The organism is Pseudomonas triticicola, assembly GCF_019145375.1.
GTDB lineage: Bacteria > Pseudomonadota > Gammaproteobacteria > Pseudomonadales > Pseudomonadaceae > Aquipseudomonas > Aquipseudomonas triticicola.
In genome coordinates this window covers 1,717,933-1,731,906 of record NZ_JAHSTX010000001.1, presented here as the reverse complement: position 1 = coordinate 1,731,906, position 13,974 = coordinate 1,717,933, and the positions used below count along the sequence as shown (strand labels likewise).

Annotated in this window: 9 protein-coding genes; 4 read left to right on the top strand and 5 right to left on the bottom strand. The window is 59.5% G+C overall.

Annotated elements, in window-relative coordinates:
• Positions 1 to 384: 384 nt before the first annotated feature.
• Both KVG85_RS07715 and KVG85_RS07710 read right to left on the bottom strand, forming a co-directional pair.
• Complete coding sequence (locus KVG85_RS07715) at positions 385 to 2,727, bottom strand: immunoglobulin-like domain-containing protein (protein WP_217863474.1); 2,343 nt, start codon at positions 2,725 to 2,727, stop codon at positions 385 to 387.
• Positions 2,728 to 3,118: 391 nt separating this feature from the next.
• Positions 3,119 to 3,478 (bottom strand): DUF6124 family protein, encoded by a 360-nt coding sequence (locus KVG85_RS07710; RefSeq protein WP_217863473.1) that lies wholly within the window; start codon positions 3,476 to 3,478, stop codon positions 3,119 to 3,121.
• A 624-nt stretch (positions 3,479 to 4,102) separates the two neighbouring features.
• On the opposite strand from KVG85_RS07710, the gene KVG85_RS07705 reads away from it, so the two are divergent.
• Positions 4,103 to 4,621: a GNAT family N-acetyltransferase gene (locus tag KVG85_RS07705; RefSeq protein WP_217863472.1), complete on the top strand. Its 519-nt coding sequence runs from the start codon at positions 4,103 to 4,105 to the stop codon at positions 4,619 to 4,621.
• Between the two features lies 1 nt (position 4,622).
• On the opposite strand, the gene KVG85_RS07700 is transcribed toward KVG85_RS07705, so the two are convergent.
• Entirely contained in the window at positions 4,623 to 5,315 is a 693-nt protein-coding gene (locus KVG85_RS07700) for an aspartate/glutamate racemase family protein (protein WP_217863471.1), read from the bottom strand.
• Between the two features lie 197 nt (positions 5,316 to 5,512).
• Here KVG85_RS07700 and KVG85_RS07695 point away from each other — a divergent pair, with 197 nt between their 5' ends.
• Positions 5,513 to 6,004 (top strand): hypothetical protein, encoded by a 492-nt coding sequence (locus KVG85_RS07695; RefSeq protein WP_217863470.1) that lies wholly within the window; start codon positions 5,513 to 5,515, stop codon positions 6,002 to 6,004.
• Positions 6,005 to 6,411: 407 nt separating this feature from the next.
• On the top strand, positions 6,412 to 7,386 hold the full coding sequence (locus tag KVG85_RS07690; protein ID WP_217863469.1) for a hypothetical protein: 975 nt from the start codon (positions 6,412 to 6,414) through the stop codon (positions 7,384 to 7,386).
• Between the two features lie 134 nt (positions 7,387 to 7,520).
• On the opposite strand, the gene KVG85_RS07685 is transcribed toward KVG85_RS07690, so the two are convergent.
• Entirely contained in the window at positions 7,521 to 9,887 is a 2,367-nt protein-coding gene (locus KVG85_RS07685; RefSeq protein WP_217863468.1) for a tetratricopeptide repeat protein, read from the bottom strand.
• A gap of 211 nt (positions 9,888 to 10,098) precedes the next feature.
• Here KVG85_RS07685 and KVG85_RS07680 point away from each other — a divergent pair, with 211 nt between their 5' ends.
• Complete coding sequence (locus KVG85_RS07680; protein WP_217863467.1) at positions 10,099 to 10,776, top strand: DUF3313 domain-containing protein; 678 nt, start codon at positions 10,099 to 10,101, stop codon at positions 10,774 to 10,776.
• A gap of 684 nt (positions 10,777 to 11,460) precedes the next feature.
• On the opposite strand, the gene KVG85_RS07675 is transcribed toward KVG85_RS07680, so the two are convergent.
• The gene (locus KVG85_RS07675; RefSeq protein WP_217863466.1) at positions 11,461 to 13,965 is read right to left on the bottom strand and encodes a fused MFS/spermidine synthase; all 2,505 of its coding nucleotides are present in this window, start codon (positions 13,963 to 13,965) and stop codon (positions 11,461 to 11,463) included.
• Positions 13,966 to 13,974: the final 9 nt, after the last annotated feature.

Here is a 13,974-nt window from a genome sequence, read left to right as displayed (position 1 = left end):
TACCACCGTTCGCTGCTAACGAAAGAGGTGGCGGCTGTACGCGGGTTAGCAGACCAGGACTCTAGAACCCGGCGCACCGAAGTGCCCCACGCAAAGCCGCCATAACGGCAAGACCTTGTGCGTCTAGAGATAACCCGGGCTGCTAAACCCGATCACTGAACATTCAGCGACCGCACCACAATAGAACCCGCCCCCAAGGCGCACAAGCCGGCGGATTCTGGCGTAGCTGTAGGCAATGGCGCAAGAATTTGTAGCCTGGAAGGCGTGTCTGGAGGTGTCTTTTAAACAGCGGCGTTTAAAAGATTAAATAGATCTGTCCCCATTGTCACTTTGTCTCTCTGTATGTCTGAGCCATATTTGAATTTTATGATCTCGATTTTGATATTAGTCCTTAAAACAAAGTGGATAGCCAATTGTGGTTGACGGTACGGGGTTGTATCTCAATGGTGCATTAAAATGCCCGTCAGGCGGTGATGTTAAATAAATATAGGAAGTGTACGGGGATGTCATCACTATAAATCCCGGCAAAAAATGGCGATGAGGGGTTCCAGATTCGCTAGTCGGCTTGACATGGTATTTTAGATTCAGTCTTTGAACAAGATCATCGTCGCCATATGTAGCAGGACATGGGGAACCATTGATGTCTTTCATCCAGATATTCGCTTGGTCAGTTGTCATCACACTAGCTGAGCAAACCAATTGCCGCACATTGGAAACATGCACTGCGATTTGTTTAGTCTGACCAGATTGGTCTGATACGGATATCATAGCTGCACCATTTCCTTGACTGCGAATAGTTCCGTCTCCATCAACTGAAGCGACTGTGATATTGTTTGAGGTGTAAGTATACGGAGGCAGTCCTCCCATGGCGCTTCTTTGGAGAGCTGTTCCTGAAAGATCTTTGCCAGTTAATTCCCATTTAATTGTTTCTAAATCAATTGTAAAATTGCGTCCCGAGAGAGCTGCCGGCGTTATGTCGACGATCATTTCGGCAACAATCGTTAAACTCCAATCCCCAGAATCCACCTCTCCACTGTGATACAACGACCTCGCAAACAACCGATGCTGCCCTTCATCAACCGAAATCTTATGAGTCCAGCGACCCGAGACAGGGTCAGCCGCCGCCGGCCCTTTGGAGACGATCATCGAACCGTCATCATCGAAAATTTCAACTTCCAGCCCGTTGCTGGCTTTGCCTGACAGCGTCAACTCAGTACTGACCGTCCAGCTGTCCTGTGGCACTTTGTCTCCATTCGAGTCCAACACCTCGTCGAGTGTAGGCACAACCAATTCCACAGCCTTGACCGTGTAAACCCGATCGGGAAATTTCACTGCGTTCGTTTCGATATTGCTCTTGTCCAGCGCCACCAGGTATTTAAGCGTCAGCGTCGTGCCATGCCCCAATTGAACGAGATAACTGTTTGCCAGTGTCTGTGGCCAGAAACCCTGGTTGATCCAAGTGCTGTTGACTCTAGCTGGCAACCCAGCCCAGAGAGTCAAGTCATGTGCAGTGCCGTCAGCCTTCTTGCCCTCCAGCCGCAGCCAGCAGGGCTGTTCGGCTTCAATCAAGGTATGCAGCAGCGCATGAATGGTTGCGTTTTTAGTGTCAAGCGCCGTGACATCGAGGAAATTATTGGCATCCGCCTCGACAATTTTCGGTGCGATCAAAGCGGTCGCCGGCAGCGGCAGAATGTCCAGCAGCAACACAGCCGACTCCACGGTTTTGCCGTCGCGCTCGATAAAATAACTGACTGAAACCCTTTGGCTCAGGCTGTAGGCGAGCACCGAGCGCGGCACAGCAATCTCCAGGCCGGCACTGACCAGCCGAGGCGGGCTTGGGTAGGAGCCTTCAGGGACAGCCGTCGCGCCTTGCCAGTTCACCCACAACGTGTCGGTGGGCAGTAACGAACCCTGCGGTACGAGAACTCTGATTTCCGGAGTGGTCGGGCTGAACTGGTTGCCGTTCATGCCACGGACAGTGGGTGCCGGCAGAGAAAGGCGACCAAGGTGAATGTCCACGCGCTTTTCACCTGACATGACAGCATTGCCCAATTGGTCAAATACTCTGAATTCCGCAACAGCATTCGGGTTGTCACCGGCGCGCTGGAAGGTATCGGTGTACAGCGTCAGGTTGATAGGGGCCGGCGCGTCGGGCACATCGAAGCGCACGGTGGTATCGCCGAGCGCAAACACGATGGAGTCGGAGTGGCGTCGGTTGCTGTAAGTAAACGCAAATGTCACACCTCGTGCGGCGAGCTCCGGCCCCACGCCCTCACCTTCTACATCCGACGGAATGATCAGATCCAGAGATTCCGGGAGACGCAAATGGTAGAGGGCTAGCATGTCCCGAGACGATTCCTCGTTACCTCCTACGCGCGTGACCTTGTAATACAGGCGGTTGACGCCCTGGTTGAGCCAACCGTGGGGCAAGTACAAGCGCACCCGCTGTTGTTCTTCGCCCGGGGCAACGGTCTTGCCCGTTGCGAAAGTCGGGTTGTCGTTGACGTACAGATCGACGCGGTCATAAGCAGCCATGGTCCAGGAAGCGAGCTGCATTTCCGTCCACGGATCTATCAGACATTCCAGGCCATGCGTCTCGCCATCATAAAGCGCCTTGGGAATCCCGCCCTGGGCAATGCCTTCCGGCTTCACCGGTGTGACCCAGCCTTGGATGATGACTGGATACAACACAAACAGCTCGTTGAAAATCGAAGACTGGATATCCATGGAAGCGCTCCCTGAGAATTTTGCCGTGCCGTGCCGTGCCGTGCCTTGAATGGGATCCATCTCACTCCAGTTTGAAAAAAAGCACACCTGTCAGATCTGACAGGTGCAGACGGATTCAGACGAACGGTCTTGCCGGATCTTGTCCGCGCGGCAGTTGCGGAAGCGAGCCTGCTTGCGAATTTGTCGTAATGTTCGGTTGCAATGCTGACTGCTCCGACGCATTCGCGAGCAGGCTCGCTCCCACAGGGATCTTCATTGCTTACGCGTTGATCGTTCCCACGCTCCGCGTGGGAATGCAGCCCGGGACGCTCTGCGTCCCGCCAGAGCTGGAACGCGGAGGGTCCCTTGAGGCATTCCCACGCAGAGCGTGGGAACGATCATCAAAGGCCCGCTACTGCGGCAACTCCAGATTATCCAGCACCCGATTTACCGCCAGTTCGCCGAGCATGATCAACTGCGCAATGCCCATTAACGTTCGGCGCTGCGACGGTTTCACCAGCCCGGCAAATTCCTGGGCGATGGTTTTGGCGGAAGCGAGGGTTTCGCAGGCGTTGGCCAGCAGGTCTTCGTTTTTGGTGTCGGCGGTGACGGCGTACATGGCGCGGGGACTGAACGGCGGTGGGGTCGAGCCGGGTGGGCAGAGGTAGTGGTCGAGGGCGCGGTCGGCGGCTTCGTGGAGTTTTTTTGAATCGAGGGATTCGTAGGGGGAGGTGGGATCGGTTTCAGGTGGGTTGGGTGTGGGTTTGATCATGGTGATGCTCCTAGAGTCGACGGAGCTGCCAACTTTCGCTGCGATACGAAATGGTTGGAGGCAGCTATACGCGGGTCGCAGACCGGGACTCTAGAACCGGCAGACCCGAAGGTCTCCCACGTACAGCCGCCATAAGAACAGCGGGTGTTGTGCGTCCAGAGATCGACGGGCTGCGAGACCCGATCGCTGATTCGTCAGCGACCGCACTACAATAGAACCCGCCCCCAAGGCGCACAAGCCGGCGGATTCTGGCTTGGCTGTAGGCAACGACGCAAGTATTTGTAGCCTGGAAGGCGTGTCAGCAGGTGTCATTTAAACAGCGGCGTTTAAAGGCAAAAAACTGGCGACAGCACGGTAGACGTTTTTGCCGGGAAGCAGGTGTTGGCTGTGAGGTCGCTTTCGCGAGCAGGCTCGCTCCCACAGGAATCTTCAGTGCTCACAGGGGTTGTGTCCGGGCTGGATCAAAATGTGGGAGCGAGCCTGCTCGCGAATGCAATCTGCCAGTCGACGCTTCAATCTGAGCCAACGCTTTCGCGAGCAGGCTTGCTCCCAAAATTACATCTCGCCAGATTCCAGATCAGCGGTTTAGAGTGACCAGCCACACGCTGATCACGGACCGATCCCATGTCAGAGCCAACCCCCGCGATCCATCTCGAACTCTCCAACGAATTCCACCTCGAAGGCATCACTGCGCTTTACAACGACCCTGCCGTCGCACGGCAGGTGCTGCAGATGCCGTTCCAGTCCACCGAAGTCTGGCGGCAGCGATTGCAGGCCGAAAACGAGCGCGCGCTGAAACTGGTGGCGCTGCACCAGGGTGTTGTAATCGGCAATCTTGGCCTGGAGGCCTATTCAAGAATGCGCCGCGCCCACGCCGGCAGTTTCGGCATGGCAGTCGCGGTAGCCTGGCAGGGCAAAGGCGTGGGATCGATGTTGTTGGCTGGGGCGCTGGACGTTGCCGACAACTGGATGAATCTGCACCGCGTCGAACTCACGGTGTACGCCGATAACGAGGCAGCCATCGGGCTTTATCGCAAGTTCGGTTTCGAGGCCGAAGGGCTGTTGCGTGATTACGCGGTGCGCGACGGGCAGTGGGTCGACACCCTGAGCATGGCCCGTCTACGCAATAGCCCGAAACCCTGAGTCAGTCGCCCAGTGCGAAGGCCACCGCCGACTGTGCATGCAGCTCGGTGGTGTCGAGCAGGGGCAGGGCGCTGTGTTCGGGTTTGATCAGCAGGCCGATTTCGGTGCAGCCGAGGATGATCGCCTGGGCGCCACGGGCGGTCAGAGATTCGATGACGCCTTGGTAGATTTCTCGCGATTGTTCGCTGATCACACCCACGCAGAGTTCGTCGTAGATGATCCGGTGCACCTCTTTGCGCTCGGCATCATCCGGCACCAGTACGGTCAGGCCTTGGTCGATCAGACGCTGCTTGAGGAAGTCCTGCTCCATGGTGAACGCGGTGCCGAGCAACCCGACCGTGCGCGCGTCGATTTCCAATGCAGCTTGGGCGGCGGGTTCGGCGATGTGCAGGAATGGAATGCTGATCGCCGCCTGAATCTGCTCGGCGACCTTGTGCATGGTGTTGGTACACAGCACCACACACTCGGCGCCGCCAGCTTCGAGCCGGCGCGCGGCATCCACCAGAATCGCCGCCGCATCGTCCCAGCGCCCGGCGTGCTGGGCCTGTTCGACCGGACCGAAATCGACGCTGTACATCAGCAACTGCGCCGAACGCAAAGGGCCGAGGCGCTCGCGAACCTGTTGGTTGATCAGGCGATAGTATTCGGCGCTGGACTCCCAGCTCATGCCGCCGATAAGGCCGATGGTGCGCATTGGTTTTCCTCAAGCAAATGTCAGTGTCGAGCATTAAGGTCTGCCCGAAGTTACCTTCTGTTCGAGACGCGACGCCAGTACCGACTGACTGTACCGCCGATCTTTCCCGCAACTGTGCATCTGTAAGAACTAAACGTACGCCGCGCCGGGGATCTGCCACTATCACCGTTCGCAGGTCCTTTCCGAGGAACACCGCAATGAACGACGTACAGCAACTGGGCGAGATGCTGCGCCACTATGCCGAAAGCGAAGCGCACAAGAAACAACTGTTCACTACGCAATCAGCTGAATGGGCAACACGGATTGGCGCGCTGTTCGACCAGATCGAGCAATGGCTTGAACCGGTCAAGGCGCCCAATCTACTGGAGGTGAGTCGCGAAGCGTACGTCGCGTCCGGGCCGAGCGTGCCGGTGGAGACCTCGACGTTCAAGACGAAAAAATTGAGCATTGTGATTGCCGGCAAACCGGTGGAGTTTGTGCCGGATGTGATGGGCAGCGGCGGGCAGATTTCCCTGGCGGTGATGGGGCTGACGGCGGCGCGGTACGGGAGCATTTCCCTGGTTGGCCTGGCGGATGGCGCATGGCAGTGGCGAAAGACCAATGGTTTGAAGGATCCGGATACGTTTGCGTTTGATGCGAATTTTCTCGCGCAGCAACTGCAAAGCCTGATTCCTCGAGATCGCGGTTAAGATCAAAAGCTTACCCCCTCACCCCAGCCCTCTCCCCCAAGGGGGCGAGGGGGAAAGGGGGCAGACCGAGTGCTCTTCAAAACCAGAGTTCGACGCGATATTCCAGGTCGATGTAATTCGAACAAACACCCGGGTCAGTCCCCTCTCCCTCTGGGAGAGGGCTAGGGTGAGGGCAGTCCACTGACACACCTCACATATCCGTATTCACCCACCCCGGCTTCACTTCCTCCGGCACCGCTTTCGCGAGCAGGCTCACTCCTACACGGGTTGACGCGAATACCGGGGAAACCCTTAGGTTCGCTACCGATCCGGCATTTTCCCTTGGGTCACTGATGGCCTTTTGGTAGAGTCGCCGTCGCCAGCGGGTTTTCGGCTGGACGATGGAACCGAAGAAGGGAGTCTGATCAGTGAGTCCGGGCAAAAAAATCCTCGGTCTCACGGCGTCGCTTTTGCTGCTGACGCTGTGGGCCAGTTACTTTTACGTATTCAAGGAAAACCGCGACGGCCAGCTTGGCGGTGTCGGCGAGAGCACCGCGTGGTGCGGCACGCCACCGACCACGGAAGCGGCGTTGCTGGGCAAGGATCAACTGACCTTGCGCGTCACCAACAACCTGCGCGGCGAGTTCATGGTCGGCGGTTCGCTGGTGGTTGCCGAACGTACCTTCAACCGCTACGACCTGGGCCGCAACGAACTGCGCCTGCGTCTGGAACCGTTGCAGTGGTCTTTCGGCGTGACGCCGATCTTCCTCGAGCAGGTCAAGGTGCAGCCGCTGAGCCGCAACCTCTCGTCGACCAACAAAAGCGCCTTCGCCGAACTTGAGCCTCGCGCAATCGGCGTGCACGCTCAGACTGCCGCGTTCCCCTTCGATACCTATCGCTACGGCTACAAACCGGTGCTGTATTACCTCAAGGGCAGCGAGCGCATCGACTTGCGCTTCAAGAACATCACCACGCTGATGGAGATGTCCAACACCTTCACGCCGATCCAGAAGTACAACCGCGCCGACTACATCAACGAGAAAAACTCGATGATTCGCGATGAGGACTACAAGCCGTACGGGGCGCATGAATGTGCGTTCAGCGTCGAGCGCAAAGGCTCGTTCAAGGTGGTGGTGCTGTTGCTTCTGCTGGTGCTGTGCCTGCCGCTGATGCTGGTGTTTTACCGCGATGAGCCGGGGATCGACTTTCTCGCGACGCTGGTGGGGATTGCAGTGGTGCGCACATTGCTGATCGGGCCGGTGGAAGATTTCCAGCTGTACAACATCGACTTTTTGTTTGGTGCGGCGATTTTGCTGGTGGGGACGGTGTCGCTGATCAAGGCGATGCGCGCCAATAGCCGGCGGGAGATGGCTTTGCGCAGTGGCGAAACATCGTCCTGGTGAAGCAAGCGCGGTGGTAGCCCTGTGGGAGCGAGCCTGCTCGCGAAAACGCTACGTCAGCCGACTGCGATGTCACTGACAGATTGCATTCGCGAGCAGGCTCGCTCCCACAGGTGATCGGGGGGGCATCCCATCGATCACTTGAGCGCCGGATCCCCCATATTCATTTTCTTCCAGCCCTGCAACAGCACCTGCGCCTTGGGTTCCTGGCCGCTATCGAGGTAATACTGAATCAGCGACAGCCGCGCGTTGCGGTTGGCCGGTTGTACGTTGAGCAAACTTTCCAGAATCGCGCACGCCTCATCAACCTTGCCGCTCTCATGCAGCGCCACCGCCAGTACATAGCCGTATTGCGCATTCTCCGGTTCCAGTTGCGCGGCTTTGCGCAGGTACGACATGGCGTCGGCGGACTGGCCGGCACGGATCAGCGACAACCCGCGCGTGTGCTGTAACAGCGCCGCATCCGGATGCTGCTTGAGGCTGTCATCCAACAGCTTCTGGGCTTCGGTGGCGCGACCATTCGCTTCCAGCCACTGTGCCAGCGTGACCAGCGCCGGGTAGAAGTCCGGGTCACGTTGCAGGGCACTGCGCAACAGCGGTTCGACCTCGGCACTGCGCCCGCTGGCCTGATAGAGCATCGCCAGGTTCAGATTGGCTTCGGCACGCTCCAGCAGGCTTTTCTGCACGGCTTCATATTCGCCGATCGCCGCATTCCAGCTGGCTTGCGCCGCACCCAGGCCATTGTTGCGCGAGACACCGAGCAGATCCCGCGCGGCGACGATGCGCACGGCTTTCACTGGATCATTGAGCAACGGCGCCAATAACGGCGCACGCTCGGGCGGCGGCAGGAAAGCGCTGATCGCCCGCACCGCGCTGTCACGCACCTGTGGCTCTGGATGTTTGAGATCCTGAGTGGCCAGTTTCAGCGCCTGTTCGCTCGGGTACAGCGGCAATTCCGCCAGCAACGTTGCGCGCTGGATCGCCGGCAGGTTGCTGCGCTGCAATTGCTGGTACAGCGCGTCGGCGGCGCCGGGCTGGCCATTGCGGATCAGCCACAGGCTTTCGTCATAGCGTGGCGCCTGCTGAGCCGGGGAGGCGGAGGCGTTCCACAATTTGAACTGCGCGGTGACCTTGTCGCCGGCCTTGCCCTGGTGACAGGTCAGGCAGGCGTCTGGCGTGCCGAGTTTCTGCGCACGCTCCGGGTTGGGAATGCTGAAACTGTGGTCGTGCCGAAAGTCATTGCCCATGTAGAACTTGCCAGGCATGTGGCAATCGACGCACTGCGAGCCGGGCTGGCCCATGGCGTGGCGGGTGTGTTCGATGGAGTCGTAATTCTTCGCTTGCAGACCCTTGCCGTCGACGCCGGCGACCGAGGTCTTGCCCGCCGTGTTGTGGCATTGCAGACACACGGCGTTGCCCGGTGCCTTCAGCTCGTTGCTGTGCGGGTTATGGCAATTGCTGCAGCGCACGCCCTTGTCGAACATCTTGCTTTGCAGGAACGAGCCGTGTTCGAACACTTCGTCCTTGATCTTGCCGTCCAGCGCATAGAGTTCGCGGGTCAGGGCGCTGGGCAGGTAATCGTCCATCAGCCGCTTGCCGACGGTGAAGCCATCGCCCAGCGGCGCGCGGCGGGAATGGCAGCGCGCGCAGGTTTCGATTTCTACCGTGGCGTTCCTGTCCTTGAGATCGACGTCGAAGCCCTTATGGATCAAATCGTCTTTTTTCTGCGCCCACTCCAGGTGATTCGACGCCGGGCCATGACAGGCCTGACAGCCGACTCCGAGGCTGTTCCATTGACTGTTGAAGCTGTTGCTGGCCGCATCGAAATTGCGCTTGAAACCGGTGGTGTGGCATTCGACGCACATGAAATTGGCGTTCTGGCTCGGTTTGCTCCAGTGCAGCGGATTCTTGAAATTCACGCCCTGGCCGGCGTACAGATGAAACCAGCGATTTTTCTCGGTATCCCACGCCACGCCGAGGGCTTGCAGACGCCCCTGACCGACCTCGATCAGAAATTGCTGCAGCGGCGCGATGCCGAAGGTGTAGGCCACTTTGAAGTCGGCATTCTTGCCGTCGATGCCGGGCGCATTGACCCAGAATTCATCGCCCTTGCGGGTGAACTTTGTGGTCTCGTTCTCGGCCTTGAAGGTCACGTTGTTGAAGTCGCCGAGGGTGGTTTCGGCGGTCGCCGGCTGCATGGCCAATTGGTGATGCGAGCCTTGCCAGTCCTTGACCTGTTCACTGTGGCAGCCCTGGCATTGCTGCTCATCGACCATGCTGGCCGGTTTGCTTGCCACAGTCGGTTGCGGCTTGGCTGGCGGTGCTACAGGCGTGCTGATCGCTGCGGGTTTGACGGGGGCCGGCGCCGGGCTGAACAGGAACCAGCCAATGCCCGCCACGGCCGCCAGCAGCACACCGATGGTGATTGGAAACAGGTAACGTGAAAAAGAGGAGGGTGATGCGTCAGGTTCAGGTTGCACCGCTTTGTTTTTGTGCTTGGGCATTGCGACTTCCGTAGTCCGGTGCGTTGGCCTTCTGGCGTGCATACATCTGGATGCAGCTTTGCCGCATGCAGCGCGTCTGTCAAATAAGCGCTGTGACTTGCTGCGCAGCGCCGTGTGAATTTTGTAATTTGCAATCGCAATTGCTGCGGTTTTAGCTATACCTGTAACTCCCCCTATGCAAACGATTTGGCCTTCTGACAGGAGTTACAGCATGAAGCTAGCCGTAATGATGGGCACGCTGTGCATCGCCACCCTGGGTGTGGTGGGTTGTTCCAGCAAAACCGTCGAGCCAGACCAGTACTCCGGTTTTCTCAAGGATTACAGTCAACTGAAGGAGACCAAATCACCGTCGGGTGCCGAGGTGATGCGCTGGATGGACCCGAAACTCGATATCAACAAATTCAGCAGCGTCTACGTCGAGCCGAGCCAGTTGTATCCGAAGCCGCAAGCGACGGAAAAAATCCCCCAGCAGACCCTCAATGGCATCACCAGTTATTACGATCAGGCGCTCAAGCGTGAGCTGAGCAAGTCGCTGCCGCTGGCCACCGGTCCGGGGCCTGGCGTCATCGTGATCCGGCCGGCGATCACTGCGGTGAGCAGCAAGACCGAAGGCCTGCATGTGTATGAGGTGATTCCGATTGCGCTGGTTGCTGCTGCGGTGAGTACGGCCACCGGTATTCGCGATCAGGAAACCACGTTGGCCACTGAGGCGGTGTTCCTTGATGGCAGCAGTAACATGGTGGTGGCTCAAGTGGTGCGCAAGGGTACCGGTCAGCCGCTGGAAAATTCCTCGCAGGTAATGAAGGCCACTGACGTCAAGGCGGTGATTGATGGTTGGGCGAGTGATATGCATCAGACGTATCTGAAGCTGAAGTCCGAGGCCAAGTGATGTCGTGAGGCTCGGGCCTTTTCGTAAGCAGACTCGCTCCCATTGATTGCAGTTTGGTTTGGGGGCTTGTCTGCTTGGGGTTTTGGGGTACATATCCGTTGCTGCGGTAACGTCGGCTTAGGGTTCCGCCCTTACGGCGGGTCACCTTTTTCAAACGCCAAAAAGGTAACCCAAAAGGCTTGCTCCTACGTTCGGCCCTCGCAGGCTCGGGTTCCTTCGCTCCGGGACTGATCCGGGCGCAGCGGCTACGGTTTGCTTCGCTGCACCTCCTTCCGCTGTGTCTGGCTGCGCCAGACGGTCGCTGCGCTTCCACGCCCGGATCAATCCCTCCACTCAGCCTTCCGACGTCGCCGGTGGATCAAGATCAAGATCAAGATCAAGATCAAGATCAAGATCAAGATCAAGATCAAGATCAAGATCAAGATCAAGAGCACTCGAGCTAACGCTCATTGTTGAGTGGGGCGGCTGCGCCGCGGCAGCTGCGCTGCTTTGCTGTTCTGTGGGAGCGAGCCTGCTCGCGAAGGCGGCCTGACAGCCGACCTGATTCTCGCGGATGCCACGATCCCCATTGCAGGAGTGAGCCTGCTCGCGATGACGGCCTGACAGTCAACCCAAATCACCGGTGGTACTCGGTCATACTGTGGGAGCGAGCCTGCTCGCGAAGGCATTCTGTCAGTCCCCGCGTTACTGCCCGACAAACCAGCGGAAATATGGGTTCGCCCGATCCCCTTGCATCACTTCCCGGATATCCCGCCCCCAGGCGTCCCGATCGCCGTCGTAGGCGTGCAGGCTTGCCCGATAAAACTGCATCAACCGCTGCCGATGCGTTTCCATCCGTTCACTGAACCCAGCATCGGCATTGACCAGTGTCGGTGGCTGATACAAGTCCAGCAACGCCGGTAGCACGCGGGTGATTTCCTTGCTGCGTACCCACGGCGCGTATTCGATGCGCGGCTGGTCATCAGTCACCGCCGGCGCATCGGCGGCGAAGCGCTCGAGGCCGGCGCGATCGGTGACCCAGGTGGCCAGCAGCGCGGCCGCCGAGCCGATGCCGACGTCCTGCAAGGTGTTGCGTACGCTGTCCTGCTGGAAGCGCGCGGTGATTTTCGCGGCGTCCAGTTGCATCGGTGTCATCGAACCAACCAGCAGCATTTCGTGGAACTCGCTGGTCCACAGCGAGGCATGAGGGAAGACATCGAGGAAGCTGCGCACCAGTGAGCGCGAGTCGTCGATATTCTGCGTCGGCAGTGGCAGCCACTGGGCAACGATGCCCTGGTCCTGCAAGCGACTGGCGGCCAGCTGGTAGAAGTCCCGCGAATACAGATTGACCACGCCAGCGGCGGAGGGCGGTGGCGGTTCCAGGGTGATCACGTCGTAGGTCTGTGCACTGCGCAGCAGTTCCTGGCGACCGTCGCGCAGGCGAACGTCGACGCCGGGATCGCTGGCGGCATTGAAGTTGCCCTTGAACAACGGCGCTGCTTTCACCACCGATGGCAGCAACTCGGCAACCACGCGATGTTCCAGCCCCGGATAGCGCAGCATGGCGCCTGCGGTGATGCCGGTGCCGAAGCCGATCACCAGGGTCGAGCGCGGTTCACCGTTGTGGATCAGCAGCGGCAGCAGCGCCTGAATGCGCATGTAGCGCAGCGACGGCATGGCATCGCCGGTGTTCGACACGCCCTGGATGTACAAACGGTGGAAGCTGTTTTCGCCACGTCCCTGAGTGACCACCGCGACCGTGCCGCCGCGTCCTTCCTCGTAGAAGGCCAGCGTGCCGTTGCGTGCGCCGGGCAACAGGCTGGCCAGTTTGTCGACGGGCGTCAGTACCGCCACTGCAACGCAAACCAGACCTCGTGCGACCACGGCCTGGCGCCGACCTTTCGCCACGCCATGGCCCTTGCGCACCGCCAGATAACCGATTGTCGCTGCGACGAGCGCCAGTAGACCGAGGGTGCGCACAAGTCCCAGCAAGGGAATCAATACGAAGCCGCAAAGCATCACACCGATGATCCCGCCCAGGGTGTTGAACGCGACAACGGCGCCGACATCGCGGCCCACACGTTCGCTGCCGACACTCAGGCGCAACGCCAGAGGAAACGCCGCGCCGAGCAGCAGGGTCGGCACAAACACGATGCTCAGCGCCGCCACGGCAAAGCGTGCGCTCATGCCGGCCAGCTCGCTGACGCCCAGACTCAGCAGCCAGGTTTCCGCATGGCTCTGCGCGAGCACCAGCCAGCGGCCGAGCACGGCGATTTCCAGCAGCGCAATCAAACCTGCACCGGCAATCAACAAGCCGAATACGCCCCATGGGTCGCGAATGCGCTCGACGCGACGGGCGAGCAGGGCGCTGCCGATAAACAGCCCGGTCAGGTAGGTCGCCAGCACCACGGCGAACGCATAGGTGCGCGTGCTCATGAACTGCACGATCGATTGCGACCAGACCACCTCATAACCCAACGCCACGCCCCCGGCGACTGCGTAGAGCCACAGCGCAGTGCGGTCGGGTGCTTTGGCGTTGCCGTGTTTGACCGGCGCGGCCAGCGCCACTGGCTGCTGGCGCTGCAACCACAGCGCACCGGCCGCGGCGAGCAGGTTAAGCATCGCGGCGAACAGCGCACTGCCGCGCACGCCGAGGCTGGCGATCAGTACGAACGCGGCGAGCAAAGTGCCAACGATCGCGCCCAGCGTATTCGCCGCATACAACTGGCCGCCGGCCTTGCCCGGCTCAGCCGCCAGTGAGCGCACCAGCACCGGCAGCGTCCCGCCCATCAACACCGCAGGAATGCCTACCAGCGCAAACGGCAGCAACCACGCAAGCACGCCGACATGACCTTGCAACCAGGCAAACGCACCGGCCGCCAGACTCATCGCCACTGTCGCGCCAACACCGAGAATCGCCACCAGTACTTCCAGCCCGGCATACAGCAGAACCGGCTGTTGCAAGCGATCGGCCCAGCGCCCGAACAGCCAGCCGCCGAGGGCGAGCCCGGCGAAAAACGCGCTGATGCCGGTGGTGATTGCGTAGACCTCGACGCCGACCACCAGCGATAGCTGTTTGATCCACAACACCTGATAGACCAACGCTGCCGCGCCGGAGACGCATAGCAGCAGGGCAGGGATCATTGAGGTGGTGGACGCGGCTTGCGGAACGGGTATGGCCGACGGCTTGCTGGCGATACGTGAGGACATGCGGTGAGC